Here is a 17,660-nt window from a genome sequence, read left to right on the forward strand (position 1 = left end):
TTGATTGCCAATTTCTTGATGATGATTTTCTATAATTTCTGTATTTTGTGAAATCACCAAACTTTCATCATTTAAACTTTCATCATTTAAACTTTCATCATTTAAACTTTCATCATTTAAACTTTCATCATTTAAACTTTCATCATTTAAACTTTCATCATTTAAACTTTCATCATTTAAACTTTCATCATTTAAACTTTCATCATTTAAACTTTCATCATTTAAACTTTCATCATTTAAACTTTCATCATTTAAACTTTCATCATTTAAACTTTCATCATTTAAACTTTGATTAACGCAGTTATCTGTTTGTTGATTTAAAATTGCTTTGGGTTCTTGATAAATGACTTCATCATGAGCAAGCGGACGAAACGCAAGCAGTCGCAAAATCCCCATTTCCAACGCCTGCATGGGCGTACTGGCAAGGCGAACGCTGTCTCGTGCCTTGATGCTAATCTCATAATAAAGCTGTATGACATCGGCAGGCAAGGTGTGGGCAAGATGATAAAACGCCTGTTTTTGCTCATCGTTCATATCAAGGGGCATGTCAGGCAAAATCTGCACCAGTGCCATTGCATGAAAGCTGTCCACAAGGCGGTCAAGCAAAGCGGTAGCGTCCACCATCTGTTCACGCATTCGGGCAATATGACGAGCCACGCCCGAGCGGTCATCGTGATAAATATCACGCACCAAATCCAGCACATCAAGACTATCCACAAGCCCAAGCATCTCCATGACGGTATCCGCCCCGACTTGTCCCCCACCGAACGCAATGGCTTGGTCGGTCAAGGACAGAGCATCACGCACCGAGCCTTTGGCGGACTGAGCCAACTGCCACAGGGCGGTGTCATCAAAGGTAATGTTCTCGGCATGCAGGATTTTGGCTAAATGGGCGTGGAGCAATTCTTGCGACATCGGACGAAGCACAAATTGCAAACAGCGAGAGACAATGGTAATGGGGAGCTTTTGGGGGTCGGTGGTCGCTAGGATAAATTTGACGTGCTGGGGCGGTTCTTCTAGTGTTTTTAACAGAGCATTAAACGAGTGCGTGGAGAGCATATGCACTTCGTCAATGAGATACACCTTGTACCGCCCTTGGGTGGGGGCATAGGGGACATTTTCTAGCAAGTCCCGAGTGTCTTCTACTTTGGTACGGCTTGCTGCATCAATCTCGATAAGGTCAATAAACCGCCCATTATCCACGCTCACGCAAGTATCGCACACACCGCAGGGCGTGCTTGTTATGCCTGTTTCGCAGTTTAGGCACTTTGCTAAAATCCGTGCAATGGTCGTTTTACCCACGCCACGAGTGCCTGTAAACAGATAAGCGTGGTGCAATCGCCCTGTATCAATGGCGTGCGATAGGGCTTGGGAGACATGCGTTTGCCCCAATAATTCGCTAAAATTTTTGGGGCGGTATTTACGTGCTAAAACTTGGTATTCGGACATGACAGATTGGCAAATGAGCGGTATAAATTTGTGCCATTATACCGCATTTTGTTGGTTTAGAATACCGATTTTGGCGTGGGCCATGACTGACATCAAGCCAAATATGCACTAGGCACTTGCCATCAGACTGGCGTTACCCCCTGCCGCTGTGGTGTTATAACTTTGGCTGACTTCATGATACAGACGTGTCATGTCAAAGCCATCTGTGGCATCCATCACACGACGAATCGCCCCGTCCAGCTCTGACAGTCGCACTTTTTCAGAAGTCGGTAGGTCGGACAACGCCACGATGATGGTGTTTTTATCCACGCCTTGTTGCTCCATGACTTCTAACACATCTGTCAGCTTATCAGCGTAAGGGGCAAGCTCATGGCTTGGGGTAACGTGCGCCTTGATGCCATTTAGGGCAAGCACAGCAAGCACCGCCAGAGCCTTGTCTGGCGTGCCATTTGTCAAAGCCACCGAGCGTGGGGCATGCCATGATAGGGTGTTGGTCTCGCCCGTTGGCCCTTGTAGGGTGGTCTGGGCGTGATTGAGTGCCGTTTGATAAGCGTGCTTGATGGTGCTGTCTAGATTGACACCTACCGACCGAGCAACGTCCATGACACGAGCTACATTGTTATCATAAGTCGTGGCAGGCTTATCAAGGGTCGGTATGTCCCAACTGTCCAGACGGCTTAGGCGTTGCAGATAAAAGCACCCGCCTGCCTTGGGTCCTGTACCCGATAAGCCATGACCGCCAAAGGGTTGGACGCCCACCACCGCCCCGACGATGTTGCGGTTGATGTAGACGTTGCCTGCTTGTATGCGATTTGTGATATGCTCTATCGTGCCATCGATACGGCTGTGAATGCCGTGTGTTAGGGCATAGCCTTTTTTGTTAATGCTGTCTATCACGTCATCAAGTTCATGGGCTTTATAACGGACAACGTGTAGCACAGGCCCAAAGACTTCCTTTTTAAGCTGTGATAGGTCTTTTAGTTCAAATAAAATCGGAGCGACAAAAGTGCCTTCTTCGCCATCTATGACACGCACTTCATGGTAGTCGCTGGTTTGTTTTAGGGCGTTGATGTGGTCTAGCAGATTCGCTTGGGCTTCGCTGTCAATCACAGGCCCGACATCTGTGCTAAGTAGACGTGGGTCTGACACGACAAGCTCATCCATCGCCCCTTTTATCATCTCAATCATAGGCTCGGCGATGTCTTCTTGGATACATAAGATACGCAAGGCAGAGCAACGCTGACCTACTGAGTCAAAGGCAGATGCCAATACATCGGCACACACCTGCTCAGGCAGGGCGGTAGAATCCACAATCATGGCGTTCATGCCCCCTGTCTCAGCGATGAGCACAGGATTGTCAGAGCGTTTGGCAAGCAAGGTATTAATGCGTTTGGCGACGTCTGTTGAGCCTGTGAAAATCACGCCATCAATACGCTCGTCCGCTGTCAAAACACCACCCACATCCCCAGCACCCAGCACCAGTTGTAATACATCAGTTGGGATGCCTGCTTCATGTAGCCATGACACCGCCAAGTGAGCGATGATGGACGTCTGTTCGGCAGGTTTGGCAACAACCGTATTGCCTGCACACAAGGCAGAGACCACTTCGCCAACAAAAATCGCTAGGGGAAAATTCCACGGGCTAATCGCCACCACCGTGCCTAGTGGCGTGGTTAGGTTTAGCCGTTCGCATTCATCGGCATAATAACGGCAAAAATCCACCGCTTCACGCACTTCGGCAATGGCATTTAGCAGGGTTTTGCCTGCTTCACGCACCGCCACCATCATAAGCAGTGCCATGCGTTTGGGCTCTTCCATCAAATCGGCAAAGGCTCGTATCATGTCAGCACGCTCTTTTGGCGAGACGTTTTGCCATGAGTGTTGGGCATTGATGGCAACTCCAACCACATCTGACACCTGATTTGGGTTAATAAATGCTACTTGTCCGACCACATCGGTGTGATTGGCAGGATTTAGCACGGCAAAGGCAGGCATATGGACGACATCATGATGGGTCAAGGAGCTAACGTTAAAGTCAATGCCACTTGCCATGGTCATGTCATCTTGGAGCTGGGATAGGACATGCTCGTTAGATAAATCCATGCCCCATGAATTTTTGCGTTCGCCATAAATATGGCGTGGGTTTGGTGTGAGTGGGTTTGGTGTGATGTTACCGACATCAATCTCATCTAAAGGCGAGATGACTAACTCATCAATACTGACTTTCTCATCCACGATACGATTGACAAATGATGAGTTCGCCCCATTTTCCAAAAGACGGCGTACCAGATAGGCGAGCAGGGTCTTGTGTGTGCCGACAGGGGCATAGATTCGCACACGGCGGCCAAGTTTGTCGCCGACCACTTGGTCATATAACGTCTCGCCCATGCCGTGTAAGCATTGAAATTCAAAATCAAGCTCCTTACCCATCTCATAGATGGTTGCCAGCGTTTGGGCGTTATGCGTGGCAAATTGGGGGAATATGGCATCTTGGGCGGACAGTAGTTTTTTGGCACATGCCAAATAAGACACATCTGTGTAGACTTTGCGGGTATAGACAGGATAGCCGTCCATGCCATCCACCTGAGCCCATTTAATCTCACTGTCCCAATACGCTCCTTTGACAAGGCGAATCATGAGTTTTTGGTTATGGCGACGAGCTAAGTCAATGAGATAATCAATGACAAAAGGACAGCGTTTTTGGTAGGCTTGCACCACAAAGCCAATGCCACGAAAACCTGCCAAATCAGGGTCAGACACCAAGGCTTGCATGAGTTCAAGCGACAGCTCCAAGCGATGAGCTTCTTCGGCATCGATGTTTAGCCCGATGTCATACTCTTTGGCAAGCAAAAACAATGCCTTCAATCTAGGCAATAGCTCACTCATCACACGCTTATGCTGTGAGCGAAAATATCTGGGATGAATGGCGGACAGCTTGACTGAGATGCCATTACCATCATAAACCCCACGCCCTTTAGCATCTTTGCCAATAGCATGAATGGCACTGACATAGTCATTAAAATAACGGTCAGCATCCGCCTGTGTCATGGCAGCTTCACCAAGCATGTCAAAGCTAAAACGATAGCCCAGACGTTCACGCTCTTTACCATTAGTAAGGGCTTCTTCTATCGTCTGCCCTGTCACAAACTGCTTGCCAAGGAGCTTCATGGCATAGTTCACGCCACCACGAATAAAGGGCTCGCCACCTTTTTGTAAGACACGGATCAAAGATGAACCCATCGAGTCATCCGACACATCCGTGGTCAGCTTGCCCGTCAAGACCAGCCCCCAAGCAGCAGCATTGACGAACATGGATGGGCTATTACCGACATGACGTCGCCAATCCCCATCGGCGAGCTTATCACGAATGAGCTTATCTCTGGTGGCGTTATCAGGAATGCGTAGCAGGGCTTCGGCAAGGCACATAAGAGCAATGCCTTCTTCGCTGGATAACGAAAACTCATGCGTAAGAGCATCCACGCCCGGTGATTTGGAGCGGTCGGCACGCACCTGAGTGATGAGCGAACGGGCAAGCGACTGAATATTGTCTCTTTGGGTTTGGGTAAAGTCAAGTATGCTTGCCAAATTTCGTACTGCCACCGTCTCATCCAAGCGATAAGCGGCGGTAATGGCATCTTTTAATGGGGTTTGTACATGGGTAAAGTGAAACATAAAATCTCCTTAATTGTCTTATAATGACCCATCATCTTAACATCAAAAACGATTAGGGTCATTGAGTGTCGCTTGCGTTTCGTGTTTGGTGTCATCAAACTTAGGCAATTCCTCCAATTCCTCTGGCGTAGGCTCATATAGGCTAATGGTTTGATTGCCAAATTTATCCTCATTTAACACATATAATCTATCAGAGCGATTCATTATTTTGTGCATTAGGCGTTGATACCAGCCTGCAAACCCTTCGCTTGGCTCATTGGGATTATAATAAAAGGCATTAATCACCGCAGGCAATCCCAAACCACACACAACCCCTGATAAAAGCACCACGATAAAGGTATAACCAATTAAGACATTAGTATATTCTTTTAATTGTGGGACGTTGGCAACCGCCAAAATCAGGGCCAGCGAAATACCGCCACGCACCCCACCCCATGATAAAACCTCCAAACTGCCTTTATAAGCATTCTTTCGCACACTAGGAAAAAACGCAAATGCCAAATAATTTGCCAAAAAGCGTGCCAAATGCAAAATCACAAAAGCAACAATACCGCCAATGATGATATGAGCATTTAAATCCAAAATAAATAATTCAAGTCCAATTAAGGTAAATAAAAAGGAATTAATAATCCCTTCAATGGTATGCCAAAAATGGTTAATTTCTTCTACATCTTTATGAGCCAAAATCTCTTGCCATTTATCGCCCACCATCAAACCACCAATCACGCAAGCAATCGGTGCGGACGCATGAGCATAGAGTGCCACCAAATAAGAGCCTGAGGCTAACACGGCAGTGGTTAATATCAAAGACTCCATTTCGTTTTTGCCTTTTAATAAATACAACGCCATTTTACCAAAAGCAAAACCAATAATGACCGCTACAATGATTTCAAATGCCAAATGCTCAATAACGTGCAATAAATTAAATTCACCCCCTTGAATGACTTTTAAAATCGTCATAAATACCGCAATACACATGGCATCATTAAATAAGGATTCACCCTCTAATTTAATCATCAAATGATTGGGGGCTTTAATAGAGCTTAATACACCTTTAATGCCAATCGGGTCCGTTGCCCCGAGTGCCGAACCCAACAACAATAAAACAATTAAAGGAACATGATGACCTGTGATGAATTGATAGCCAAATAATAGACCGCCAAAAACAAAAGCACAAAGCAGTAATGCCAAACTTGCCAAAATCCCAATGGGTTTCCAATAAGTTTTTAAGTCCGCCATTTTAAATTTAAGGGCGGAGGCGGTTAAGATAAAACAAATGACACCATTAATTAAAAAATCATAAAAATTGATTTGGCGGACAGCTTCTTCAATGGCGTGAATGTTGATATTAATAAATTGATTGCCTGCCAATAATGTCGCTGACCATTGCAAAATAAAGACCAACACTGCCGAGACAATCGGCACGCCAATGGCTTGGGGCATTCCCAAGATGCGTTTATTAAATAAAGTCGTAATAATAGAAATTAAACAAACAACCGTAAAAATTTCTAAAAAAATAAAACTTCCCATTACATCGCCCTATTTAAAATCAACCATAAATACCAACATAGATAATATAAATCACCAAAGCAAAAAATAAAATCCAAACAATACGCCAAAACCAAGTATGAAATTTGCTTTTGCCCTCATAAAGCCATATCTCAAAACAAATAGGAAATATGCCTTTAATCAGTTGCCAAAAACCTTCAAAAAATCCCATCGTTTATCCTGTTTTAAATAACCCTATCTTATTATAAAAATAGGGTTATTTTTAACAATCCAAATTATTTATGACGCATATGCGGGAATAAAATCACATCACGAATGCTTGGCGCATTGGCAAATAACATCACCAAACGGTCAATACCAATCCCTTCGCCTGCGGTTGGCGGTAAGCCATATTCGAGCGCCTCAATAAAGTCCGCATCATAGTGCATTGCTTCATCATCGCCTGCGTCTTTTTCCGCCACTTGGGCTTTAAAGCGTTCAGCTTGGTCAATTGGGTCATTTAATTCTGAGAACCCATTTGCTAATTCTCGTCCGCCAATAAAGAATTCAAAACGGTCGGTAATGTGTGGATTATCATCATTACGGCGAGCCAGTGGCGAAGTTTCTGCCGGGTATTCGGTAATAAAAGTCGGCTGGCGAAGTTTGGTTTCTACCGTTTCTTCAAAAACAATTGTTTGTAATTTACCCAAACCAAAAGACGGTTTGACCTCGATTTTTAAGGTATTTTTAACAAAATCCGCTAAAAATTCTTGGGAGTTGATATTGTCCAAAGTTAGATTTGGATTATATTTTAAAATCGCTTCGCTCATTGGGATTTTGGCAAATGGTGCTTTAAAACTAAATACCTCTTCGCCATACGGCACATCGGTTGTTCCCAAAATGTCCATTGCCAATTTTTCAAGCATATTTTCGGTCAATGCCATTAAATCCTTATAATCGGCATAAGCTTGATAAAATTCAATCATCGTAAATTCAGGATTGTGGCGAGTAGAAACGCCTTCATTTCTAAAATTACGGTTAATTTCAAATACCCGTTCAAACCCACCAACCACCAAGCGTTTTAAATAAAGCTCTGGAGCAATACGCAAATACAGCTCCATATCCAACGCATTATGATGGGTAATAAATGGTTTTGCTGATGCACCCCCCGGAATAATGTGCATCATTGGCGTCTCTACTTCCATAAAACGTTCGCCCACCAAAAACGTACGAATACCTGAGACCACTTTGGCACGGATTTCAAAGGTTTTGCGGGTGTCTTCGTTTACCATTAAATCAAGGTATCTTTGGCGGTATTTGACTTCGGTATCGGTCAAACCGTGAAATTTATCAGGCAGTGGGCGTAATGACTTGGTCAAAAGCTCAAAGTCTTCTAGATGAATGTACAAATCACCCTTGCCCGAACGCCCAATATAACCGCTCGCCCCAACAATATCTCCCAAATCTAAGGATTTAATCAACTCCAAGGTCTCGGCAGGCAAGCCTTTTCTATCCACATACAGCTGAATCCGCCCTGTCATGTCGCTAATCACGATAAACGAGCCACGGTTTAGCATGACACGCCCTGCCACTTTGGCATAAGTCTTATTGCCTGCTTCGGCATCGGCTTCTAAGGTTGCTTTATCCACATCGGCAAATTTGTCTTGCAAATCGGCACAGTAGTCGGCAGGTTTAAAGGTGTTTGGATAAGCGGTTTTACCCTGCTCGCTTGCCTTTTGCTTTAATACGTCTAACTTTTCAAGACGTTGGCGAATAAGCTCGTTGGTGTCGGCGAGTTCGGTTTTGGTTTGGTCGGTCATAAGTGTTCCAATTTTGGTTAGTTTTGGTTAAATAAAGGTAGTAGTTCAAAAAAGTATACTAAAATTAGGTTTTTCGTTCGCCCTAAGTTTATCAAAGGGCAGCGGAAAACCGTCATGGTTACAAGCTCACCATGAACGGTTTTCTTTTGTAGCATATCTTTTAAACCAGAACCAAATAAAATGTTTGGTTTAAAATTTATCAAATAAGCAATATGCCAATTTAATAAAAATCGTTCATCAATCCACACAAATGGTCTGCATTTGCCCATCATGGATAAAGCCATAACAACCAAAATGGTTATTTGTGGCTTTGCACACCCCTGTCAATTGGGTAGTTGGCGGTTGAGCGATAGTTTCGTTTACTTCACAAATACCTGCTTGGCAATCATCGCCCTTGGTACACGTTTTACCTGCATCGGGATAAGTGATGATACATTTGTCAAATTGTGCCATACCTACTTTTTGCACTTTTCCGCCTTGTTTTTGGCATTCGGCAATCTCGACAGGGCTTGCGTTTTGGGATTGAAATTCAATTATCTTTTTTGAGACAGATTTTTGAGTTTCTTGAATATTTTCATTATGGGATGGATGAACACAGCTCATTAAAGATAAAACCAAAGTAGCAATAAATAATAATCTCATGGTTTTACCTTTATCTAAATAAACTTCTTAATTTATCAGCAAAACTTTGTTTTTCATCTTCAAAAGAAATATCCAAATCTACTGACCAAACAACAAAATAGCCATATTGACCTTTTTTAACTTCACCGCCAACTTCTCGCCCTTTATCGGTCAAAAAGTCATTTTTGCCTTTAATTTCAATATAACCATTGTCATGAAGTAATTGCCTAAATTCTTTTGTTTCAATACCAAATTTTTCTGCCAGTTTAGCAGTTGGTACTTTATCATAATTTCTAGGCTTGGTTTTTTCTGTTGTTGATTGCTCGTGGTTTGTTGTTGGTTTTTCGGTATCGGCTGATAACCTTACTTCTTCACTAATGCGAATAATACGCAAAACTTCTTCATAAGTATCAGAATATAATTGGCTGTCGTTATTTTTATCAATCAATACACCCATTTCATTATTATTGACTTGACTAAATTCATATAAATTTAGACTGGTAATAATACATTCATGTTCATTTAAATAACATTTGGCGTGTAAGTTTTTACAAAAACTCGTTCTGACAAAAGTCAATTCTTTAAGCCAATTTATCTCTTGTGGCGATAATTCACTTTTGCCATAAACAATACGAATATCAATTTTTAGTCGGTTTTTATCTTCTAGCAATTCTTTGATACGTTCATTAAATTGCAAATAAGGGCTAATTAACACCAATCTATCGGTTGCCTTCTTAATCAACTCTTCTAAATGATAAGTCGTACCACTGGTGTTTAAAAATTTTGCCATAATTATCTCCTAATTTACTCCGCCCCCACGCTCGCCATCAAATCCGCTTGATGTTCTCTTAACAAACTATCAAGCAATTCGCCCAAATCCCCTTCCATAATGGCGTCTAGCTTATAAAGCGTCAGATTGATACGGTGGTCAGTCATGCGTCCTCGTGGGAAATTGTAGGTGCGAATGCGTTCGGAGCGGTCGCCAGAACCCACCAAATTTCGTCTCATATCGCTGGTTTGGTCAATTTGGGCTTGGACTTTGGCTTGTTGAATTTTGGCGATGAGCATTTTCATTGCCTTGTCTTTGTTGGCGTGCTGAGAGCGTTCTTGTTGGCACTCGGCAACCACGCCTGTGGGAATGTGGGTAATCCGCACCGCAGAATCAGTCGTATTGACGTGCTGACCGCCCGCCCCACTTGACCGATAGGTGTCAATCCGCAAATCGGCAGGGTTAATCTCAACCGTGTCATCAAGTTCAATCTCAGGCATAATCGCAACCGTACACGCCGATGTATGCACCCGCCCTTGGCTTTCGGTGGCTGGCACACGTTGTACACGGTGAGCCCCACTCTCAAATTTGAGTCGCCCATACACGCCCACACCCGAGACACGGCTGATGATTTCTTTATAACCGCCGTGTTCGCCTTCATTGGCGGACAACACTTCCACCTGCCAGCCCTGCGACTGGGCGTATTTTTGGTACATACGAAACAAATCGCCCGAAAAAATCGCTGCTTCGTCTCCGCCTGTGCCTGCCCGAATTTCCAAAAATGCCGTTGCCTTGTCGTTAGGGTCTTTGGGGAGCATTGCGACATTTAGGGTTTCGGTAAGTTCGTCAATCTTTGCCCGAGCCGTTTGGATTTCGTCTTGGGCAAGTTCTTTCATATCGGGGTCGGAGAGCATTTCATTGGCGGTTTCAAGGTCGCTTTCTGCCCCAGTAAACTGCTCCCAAAGTGCCACAAGCTCGGACAAATCGCTATGCTCAACCGACAAGGCACGGAATTTTTTGCTGTCAGAAATGGTGTCAGGGTCGGACAACAGGGCGGTAACTTCTTCAAATCTGTCCGCCATTTGGTCTAGGCGGTGGCGTAGGGATTCTTTCATGGTTATTATCTAAACTATCAAAACGTGTTATTTTGCCATAAATTGCTAAATTTTGCCAATATTTTTAGCGTTTAATAAAAGTTATCAATGATGGGTACGCCCTAGCCAAACCCCACTTTCTATATGGTGCGTATAGGGAAATTGGTCAAATAAGGCAAAGCGTTTTATTTCGTGGGTATGATTTAAAAATTGCAAGTTTTCAAATAAAGTATCAGGATTGCATGAGATATAAATGATATTGTCAAAATTTGCCAAAATCTTTAAGGTTTCATCGTCAATCCCTGCTCGTGGCGGGTCGACAAAGACGGTATTAAAGTCATAAGATTTAATATCAATATCACTCTCGGCAAGTCGTCTAAATTCACGCTCGCCATTATGGGCTTGGCTAAATTCTTGGGCGGATAAGCGAGCTATGGCGATATTGGCGATTTTATTATAATCAATCGCCCATTTGGCAGAATTGACCGATGATTTTGTCATTTCGGTTGCCAGAACTTGATTAAAATATTTAGATAACGGCAAGGTAAAATTACCATTACCACAATATAATTCTAACAAATCTTTTTTATCATGTTGGCTAATATTATCCGCCACATCACAGGCAAAGTTTAGCATATGACGGCATACATGAGCATTAGGCTGGCTAAATCCACCTTCTATTTGTTGATAATAAAAATCTTGGGACTGCCCTTTTATATCCACGCTCATTTTTTCAATGACAAAATCATCATCTAATACCAATTTTTGCCCACGACTTCGCCCAACGAGTTTAATTTTTAATTTATCCGCCAATGAATCTGCCAATACTTGCCAGTTTTCATCTAATTTTTTATGATAAATGAGCGTAACAAGCATTTGCCCATGCAAGGTATTTAAAAAATCAATTTGAAATAATTTATCTTTTAATAAGCTATGTTGTTTTAATTCATTTAATAAAACAGGCATTAGCTCGTTAATAGCACGACTGGCAATGGCAAAATCGGTAATCTCAATCACCTTTTTTGATTTGCCGTCTCGCTCAAACATCGCATAAAACATATCGTCCACCCCGTCTCGCTCGGTATGCCAAATTCTAAATTCGGCACGCTGGCGAAAATGGCTTATCGGTGATTCATAGACTTCTAAGGCAGGCGGATTAAACGGAGCGAATTGGGTGCTAATGCGGTCAATTTTGGCGGATAATTGGGCGTGGTAATCATCGTGCGTAAAGGCGGTGTGTGTCATAATATGGCTAATGTCAAATAAAACCGCCATTTTATAAAAATATTCGCCAAAAAGCAAATGGCACGCTATAATAGCCTATTTACCCATCAAATCATTCTGCCCAAAATGACCGTCAAGAAAATCCTGCTTATCGGTGCCGAATGCACTGGCAAATCCACGCTCGCCCACGCCCTAGCGGACAAATACAACACCACTTACACGCCTGAATACCTGCGTACTTATCTAGAACAAAAGCCAACAGGCTATGTCTGCACCTTTGATGATTTAACGCCCATCGCACAAGGACAAATGGACAGCGAGAAGCATGCGGTTGCCACTGCCCATCGCTATTGTTTTATAGATACGTCATTATTACTACTACATATTTATAGTCAGCATTATTTTAATAAAACGCCTGATATTATTTTGGATAATTTAAATAACCAATATGATTTGATTTTAGTAACCGATGATATTGGCATTACATGGATAGATGATGGCATGAGAGATTTACCCAATGGGCGACAGCAAATGCGACAAACGATTATTAAAGAATTAGAAAACCGCCAATTAACTTATCACGCCATTTCGGGAAACTTGGAAAATAGAATAAAACAAGTGGGGGAGTTATTAAAAAATCTTTAATTTTATAAATTTTAATAACAATAAAAAGAGCGGAAATCATCCGCTCTTTTTATTATATCAATGATTTTTTATCACACCTTTTTCACAATCACCGAACCAATCGAATACCCTGCCCCAAACGAGCAAATCACCGCCAAATCACCGCTGGCAATGCCGTCTTGACAACGATGAAACGCAATCATCGGACTTGCCGAACTGGTATTACCAAACTCATCAATGACAATCGGAGCAATGGATTTGTCCGCATCTTTGCCCATAACAGTGCGTAAAATCAAATCAATCATGTTAATGTTGGCTTGGTGTAGCCACAGTTTTTTGACTTTATCGGTGCTGATGTTATTTTCTGCCAAATGCGTGCTGATAATCTCGGACACTTTGGGGCAGACTTCACGGAATACTTTACGCCCTTCTTGTAAAAATAATTTATCGGTAACAGGCTCGTCTAGGTCAGGATACATGGATGTTTTGGCGTGCAAAAATTCACTTCTGTCCATAAAGCCAAATTCGTTTTTGATGTTGGTTGAAAACTCTGTCCACAGCTTGCTGTCTAGCACTTCATAGCCTTTTGGTGTATCGGTCTCTTCGATGATGGTCGCTGCCGCCACATCGCCAAAGATGAAATGACTATCACGGTTACGCCAGTTGAGATGAGCGGACGTAATCTCGACATTGACCACGGCAATGCGTTTGGCGACACCGCCTTTTATCATACCGACCGCTTGGGCGATACCAAAAGTCGCCGCACTACACGCCACGTTGGTATCAAAGGCAAATCCGCCCACCATACCCACCTCCTGCTGAATCTCAATGGCAATGGCGGGATAGACACGCTGAAAGTTGGAGCAAGCACAGATAATCCCGTCCAAATCTTTGCCTTCTAAGCCAGCATTAGCTAAGGCTTGATTGAGTGCGTCCGTCCCCATCTCTGCCATGATAGACAGCTCTTCGCCAAGTTTGCGAGCAGGGAAAATCGGTGCCATGATGTTCGGGTCTAAAATACCTTTTTTATCAATGACATAGCGAGACTTAATGCCTGACGCTTTTTCGATAAATTCTACGGTAGAATGCTGTAAAGCGACCTTTTCGCCAGATTCAATGGCTTGGGCGTGGGCTTCATTATAATTATCCACATAAGTGTTAAATGTCGCTACCAACTCTTCGTTGGTGATTTTGTCTTTGGGAATGTGTAGCCCTGTGGCGGTGATGCAAATGGTCATAGATACTCCGCTTTTGCCTTATGTATTATGTTGTGTTTGAAAAATTTAGTTACAAATTGATTTGCCTAGTTTAACACATTTTTTTCATAAAAAACAGCATACATTTGTAGTCTTTTATTAAAAGTAAATTGCCATCAGTCATCATCTGACTATCATTCTTTTGCCATTTATTTTATAATAAAAGCCAATTTATCACGACCGTTCATTATGTCACACCAACCTGCCACGCCCATCAAGCTCATCGTCATCGGACACACTAATGTCGGCAAAACATCACTCATGCGAACCTTGCTCCGAGATGGCGAATTTGGCGAAGTCAAAAATGCATCCGCCACCACCCGCCATGTCGAAGCCGTCACGCTCTATGCCAACGATGGCAAGCCCTTGGTTGCCCTGTATGACACCCCCGGCTTAGAAGACGGCTCGGGCGTGATGGATTTTTTGCATGAACACACCGACGGGCGAGCCGATGGCGTGGAGCGGTTGCAAGCTTTTTTAAGGGCGGTTGCAAGCAGTGACCCCAAACTGAGCGATGATTATAGTCAAGAAGCCAAAGTCATCAACGCCCTACTCTCTGCCGATGTCGCCATTTATGTCGTGGACGTGCGTGAGCCTGTCCTGTCCAAATACAAGGACGAGCTGGCGATTTTGGCAAGCTCGGGCGTGCCTGTGTTGCCTGTATTTAACTTCATCAAAGATGAGTGGGCAAACTTCGATGACTGGCGTGAGACCTTATCACGGCGGGCGTTGCATGCTTATCAGCCCTTTGACACCATCGCTTTTGACTTTGCCAGCGAGATGGCGTTATGGGACAACCTAGGCACACTCACTCATCATCCTGCCTTTGCCATCTTAAAGCACGAACGCACCGAACTATGGCAAGACATGGCGGAGATGGGCAGTTTGGTGATTGCTGATTTTCTCGTTAATGTGGCAAGTTTTCACAAAAAAATCGGGGAAGATGACGACCCCACACCCACTCTCACCACCATGCAACACGCCACCCGTCAAGCCTTTGACATCATGCAACAAAAGCTGTTGGATTTGTATAAATTTTATCATGTACAGACCGAGCATGGCGAATTTGCCGTCACGGGTGCCGAGCAGGATATTTTTGACAATGAACTGCTTGCCCGTTATGGCATTCGCACCGCCAGTGGTAGCATGGCAGGCATGATAGTTGGGGCAGGCATTGACGTGGCGACCCTTGGGGCAAGTCTGGGGTTAGGCACCGCCATCGGGGGCGTGCTTGGTGGACTACTACCTAACAGCGGTACCATTAAGGACAAAGCGATGGGCGTTAAGACCCTGACCATCAACAATGAAACGCTTGCCCTGCTCGCCATCCAAAGCCAAAACCTGCATTACACCTTACGCCACCTAGGGCATGCTAGCCTTGACATCATCAGCACTCATCATCATGACACGCTGGTGTGGCAAGCAGGCAAGCTCCCCACGCCGCTTAAAAAAGCTCGTGCCTATCCACATTATAGCAGTCTGGACGGGCGTTATGATGACAAAAAAGCCGTCCGCTCCGAGCTATCGGACAAGCTCAGCGACATCCTGCTGACCCATCTGGGCAACATGGAAAAATCACGCTAACGCCACGCCTACCCTATCAGCAACACCCATCACAAATCAAGAACATATTATGACCACATCTACCCCAACCATCCGCACCGATGACATCCGCCTACGCCGAGCCGACATCAGCGACGCTCAGGCTTTGGTCACACTCCTACACCGCTGTTACCGTAACAATGAAGGCTGGACAAACGAAAGTCAGCTCATCGGCGGTATTCGCACCACCTTAGCCGAGATAGAAAAGACCATCACCGCCGATGGGTCGTATGTCTTCGTGTTTGAGCCAGAGCTTGACGGTGACAAGCAAATCTTGGCATGTATCGGAGTGCAGTTTACGACCATGCACGACAAAAATGTCGCCTATATCGGCACCTTTGCCGTCTCGCCCGAACTCCAAGGCAAAGGCGTGGGCAACACCCTGCTGACAGCGGTCGAAACCTTTGCAGGGCGACACGCCACACGCCACGCCTTAGACGGCTGTGCCATGTCCATCCTATCGCACCGCCCCGAACTACTCGCCTACTATGAACGGCGTGGTTATCAGCTCACGGGCGAGAGCATGCCTTTTCCTGATGACGGTAATAATGGCAAGCCCAAACGAGATGATTTGGCATTGCATTGGTTATTCAAACCCATACCCTAAAACCATAAGCAAATAAAAAAACCGTGAACCATCTGCCTAATACAACCACAAGATTTTTACCAAATGATTGATTTTAAAGATAATAAACGCATTAGCCTTGCCCCGATGATTGATTGGACAATTTTTATTAAAATATATAATTAAATCAAATATTTATAATATTTTAAATAAAAATTTACGCAAATTTTCCACAAAAAAATAACCCCTGACTAGGTATTTCCCTAGTCAGGGGTTATGGTTTATTTAAGCAGGGATTTCAAAATGCACGCCGTCTAAAAACTCTTTTTTGCCAAGTTTTTTGCGTTCGGCTTTGTACGCCTTCACCCACTCCTGCGGTGTGCCGTTTTTGTTTGTGATGACCGTCCACGCCCCACCCCAACGCACCGACACGCCAAGCTCGGTACTGGCTTGGGCGATGGCTTTGGCAATCGTGTAATAATGATTAAAATCCCACGACACTTGACCGTCCACGATGGCAACCAAATCAACGGCGTGTCCCGTCAAGTGTCGGCTGTTCATTGTTTGACTTGCCCCTTGACGCACAAGCAAAGCTTGGCGTTCTTTGGTGCGTAAGCCTTCTTGTACTCTAAAATCCACGCCTGTGATTTCAATCGCCCGCTTAACCACCTTGACAAGGTTGGGATTTACGCCTTTGAGACGGCTTAGACTTAACTCACTTAGGCTATAAGTTGGCTTGTTTTTGGGTGCAATATCCACCGCATTGTCCGTCAAGTTTAACAAGTGTTCGTTTCCGTCCACCGTTGGGTCGGTGGCGTGAATAACCGCCACATCTTTTTGTTCATCTTTGGTGCAAATACCCCGTGCGATGGCAAGCTCTACCGCTTTGACGGTCAATTTACCTGCGATACCGTCAATCTCGCCTGTGTATAACCCAGCGTCTTTAAGCCGAGTTTGTAACTGTCTTACATAGCTACTCATAATTTACTCCATAAAAAAGCCCCATTTAGGGGCGGTTAAATAATCATTTTAAAAACGCTCTAACCACGTTTTTAACTTCGATGATGATTTCAGATAATGTTTTTTCGTGCAATGTTAATTGTATTGAGCGATACACAATACCAAAAATCAACATGCCAAATACACTAAACATCATCAAAACAGCACTTTGAGCATAATAATTTAAATGCTCAAATTCCCAATAATCAATCGTCCACTCGCCTAAGAATAATCCTAAACCGATTGAGCATAAAAGTTTAATAATCACTTTACCATTTATTTTTAAATTAGCATTGTCGTTATCATCAATTTTAATATCACCGCTTAATACAAGTGCAATGATACCGCCCAATAATAAAGCAAGTAATTTAATTAAAAATGGCATATTTTCTAAAAGATTTTGTGGCATATTTGCTCCAATAAAAAAGCCCCAATGGGGCGGTTAGTTTACATCTTTTACACCCCAAACTCCCCTCG

At 43.9% G+C, this 17,660-nt stretch carries 15 protein-coding genes; 3 read left to right on the forward strand and 12 right to left on the reverse strand.

Annotated features, from left to right (window positions below):
- The 9 genes from dnaX to trmA form a co-directional block, all read right to left on the reverse strand.
- Positions 1–1,449 (reverse strand): DNA polymerase III subunit gamma/tau (gene dnaX, locus B5J93_RS09830; protein ID WP_143823528.1); only part of this gene is annotated, 1,449 nt, incomplete at its 3' end.
- A gap of 108 nt (positions 1,450–1,557) precedes the next feature.
- Entirely contained in the window at positions 1,558–5,121 is a 3,564-nt protein-coding gene (gene putA / locus B5J93_RS09835) for a bifunctional proline dehydrogenase/L-glutamate gamma-semialdehyde dehydrogenase PutA (RefSeq protein ID WP_079326211.1), read from the reverse strand.
- A 42-nt stretch (positions 5,122–5,163) separates the two neighbouring features.
- Positions 5,164–6,651 (reverse strand): cation:proton antiporter, encoded by a 1,488-nt coding sequence (locus tag B5J93_RS09840; protein ID WP_079326212.1) that lies wholly within the window; start codon positions 6,649–6,651, stop codon positions 5,164–5,166.
- Positions 6,652–6,670: 19 nt separating this feature from the next.
- Positions 6,671–6,841, reverse strand: a complete 171-nt coding sequence (locus B5J93_RS13560) for a hypothetical protein (protein ID WP_158080729.1) — start codon at positions 6,839–6,841, stop codon at positions 6,671–6,673.
- Positions 6,842–6,905: 64 nt separating this feature from the next.
- The gene (lysS, locus tag B5J93_RS09845; RefSeq protein WP_079326213.1) at positions 6,906–8,429 is read right to left on the reverse strand and encodes a lysine--tRNA ligase; all 1,524 of its coding nucleotides are present in this window, start codon (positions 8,427–8,429) and stop codon (positions 6,906–6,908) included.
- 237 nt (positions 8,430–8,666) lie between these two features.
- Entirely contained in the window at positions 8,667–9,071 is a 405-nt protein-coding gene (locus B5J93_RS09855; RefSeq protein WP_079326215.1) for a hypothetical protein, read from the reverse strand.
- A 10-nt stretch (positions 9,072–9,081) separates the two neighbouring features.
- Positions 9,082–9,840: a phospholipase D family protein gene (locus B5J93_RS09860; RefSeq protein ID WP_079326216.1), complete on the reverse strand. Its 759-nt coding sequence runs from the start codon at positions 9,838–9,840 to the stop codon at positions 9,082–9,084.
- 14 nt (positions 9,841–9,854) lie between these two features.
- Positions 9,855–10,934 carry a peptide chain release factor 1 gene (gene prfA, locus B5J93_RS09865; protein WP_079326217.1) on the reverse strand — a complete coding sequence of 360 codons (1,080 nt, stop codon included), beginning with the start codon at positions 10,932–10,934 and terminating at the stop codon, positions 9,855–9,857.
- An 84-nt stretch (positions 10,935–11,018) separates the two neighbouring features.
- A complete protein-coding gene (gene trmA / locus B5J93_RS09870) occupies positions 11,019–12,158 on the reverse strand; it encodes a tRNA (uridine(54)-C5)-methyltransferase TrmA (protein ID WP_079326224.1) in 1,140 nt (379 codons plus the stop codon).
- Positions 12,159–12,215: 57 nt separating this feature from the next.
- On the opposite strand from trmA, the gene B5J93_RS09875 reads away from it, so the two are divergent.
- The gene (locus B5J93_RS09875) at positions 12,216–12,782 is read left to right on the forward strand and encodes an AAA family ATPase (protein ID WP_079326218.1); all 567 of its coding nucleotides are present in this window, start codon (positions 12,216–12,218) and stop codon (positions 12,780–12,782) included.
- A 71-nt stretch (positions 12,783–12,853) separates the two neighbouring features.
- Here the strand turns inward: B5J93_RS09875 and B5J93_RS09880 are convergent, their stop codons facing one another.
- On the reverse strand, positions 12,854–13,999 hold the full coding sequence (locus tag B5J93_RS09880; RefSeq protein ID WP_079326219.1) for a beta-ketoacyl-ACP synthase III: 1,146 nt from the start codon (positions 13,997–13,999) through the stop codon (positions 12,854–12,856).
- 207 nt (positions 14,000–14,206) lie between these two features.
- Here B5J93_RS09880 and B5J93_RS09885 point away from each other — a divergent pair, with 207 nt between their 5' ends.
- A complete protein-coding gene (locus tag B5J93_RS09885) occupies positions 14,207–15,601 on the forward strand; it encodes a DUF3482 domain-containing protein (protein ID WP_079326220.1) in 1,395 nt (464 codons plus the stop codon).
- A 49-nt stretch (positions 15,602–15,650) separates the two neighbouring features.
- The gene (locus B5J93_RS09890; RefSeq protein WP_079326221.1) at positions 15,651–16,226 is read left to right on the forward strand and encodes a GNAT family N-acetyltransferase; all 576 of its coding nucleotides are present in this window, start codon (positions 15,651–15,653) and stop codon (positions 16,224–16,226) included.
- Between the two features lie 243 nt (positions 16,227–16,469).
- Here the strand turns inward: B5J93_RS09890 and B5J93_RS09895 are convergent, their stop codons facing one another.
- Both B5J93_RS09895 and B5J93_RS09900 read right to left on the reverse strand, forming a co-directional pair.
- Positions 16,470–17,165: a M15 family metallopeptidase gene (locus tag B5J93_RS09895; RefSeq protein ID WP_079326222.1), complete on the reverse strand. Its 696-nt coding sequence runs from the start codon at positions 17,163–17,165 to the stop codon at positions 16,470–16,472.
- 43 nt (positions 17,166–17,208) lie between these two features.
- Entirely contained in the window at positions 17,209–17,592 is a 384-nt protein-coding gene (locus B5J93_RS09900) for a hypothetical protein (protein ID WP_079326223.1), read from the reverse strand.
- Positions 17,593–17,660: the final 68 nt, after the last annotated feature.

It is taken from the genome of Moraxella equi (assembly GCF_002027555.1).
Taxonomy (GTDB): Bacteria; Pseudomonadota; Gammaproteobacteria; order Pseudomonadales; family Moraxellaceae; genus Moraxella; species Moraxella equi.

Excerpts from the sequence above, each read along its gene's own strand:
- B5J93_RS09895 (WP_079326222.1), bottom strand. The coding sequence starts at position 17,165 with ATGAGTAGCTATGTAAGACAGTTACAAACTCGGCTTAAAGACGCTGGG.
- putA (WP_079326211.1), bottom strand. The coding sequence starts at position 5,121 with ATGTTTCACTTTACCCATGTACAAACCCCATTAAAAGATGCCATTACC.
- B5J93_RS09900 (WP_079326223.1), bottom strand. The coding sequence starts at position 17,592 with ATGCCACAAAATCTTTTAGAAAATATGCCATTTTTAATTAAATTACTT.
- B5J93_RS09840 (WP_079326212.1), bottom strand. The coding sequence starts at position 6,651 with ATGGGAAGTTTTATTTTTTTAGAAATTTTTACGGTTGTTTGTTTAATT.
- trmA (WP_079326224.1), bottom strand. The coding sequence starts at position 12,158 with ATGACACACACCGCCTTTACGCACGATGATTACCACGCCCAATTATCC.
- lysS (WP_079326213.1), bottom strand. The coding sequence starts at position 8,429 with ATGACCGACCAAACCAAAACCGAACTCGCCGACACCAACGAGCTTATT.
- B5J93_RS09890 (WP_079326221.1), top strand. The coding sequence starts at position 15,651 with ATGACCACATCTACCCCAACCATCCGCACCGATGACATCCGCCTACGC.
- B5J93_RS13560 (WP_158080729.1), bottom strand. The coding sequence starts at position 6,841 with ATGGGATTTTTTGAAGGTTTTTGGCAACTGATTAAAGGCATATTTCCT.
- B5J93_RS09875 (WP_079326218.1), top strand. The coding sequence starts at position 12,216 with ATGGCACGCTATAATAGCCTATTTACCCATCAAATCATTCTGCCCAAA.
- prfA (WP_079326217.1), bottom strand. The coding sequence starts at position 10,934 with ATGAAAGAATCCCTACGCCACCGCCTAGACCAAATGGCGGACAGATTT.
- B5J93_RS09880 (WP_079326219.1), bottom strand. The coding sequence starts at position 13,999 with ATGACCATTTGCATCACCGCCACAGGGCTACACATTCCCAAAGACAAA.
- B5J93_RS09860 (WP_079326216.1), bottom strand. The coding sequence starts at position 9,840 with ATGGCAAAATTTTTAAACACCAGTGGTACGACTTATCATTTAGAAGAG.
- B5J93_RS09885 (WP_079326220.1), top strand. The coding sequence starts at position 14,207 with ATGTCACACCAACCTGCCACGCCCATCAAGCTCATCGTCATCGGACAC.
- B5J93_RS09855 (WP_079326215.1), bottom strand. The coding sequence starts at position 9,071 with ATGAGATTATTATTTATTGCTACTTTGGTTTTATCTTTAATGAGCTGT.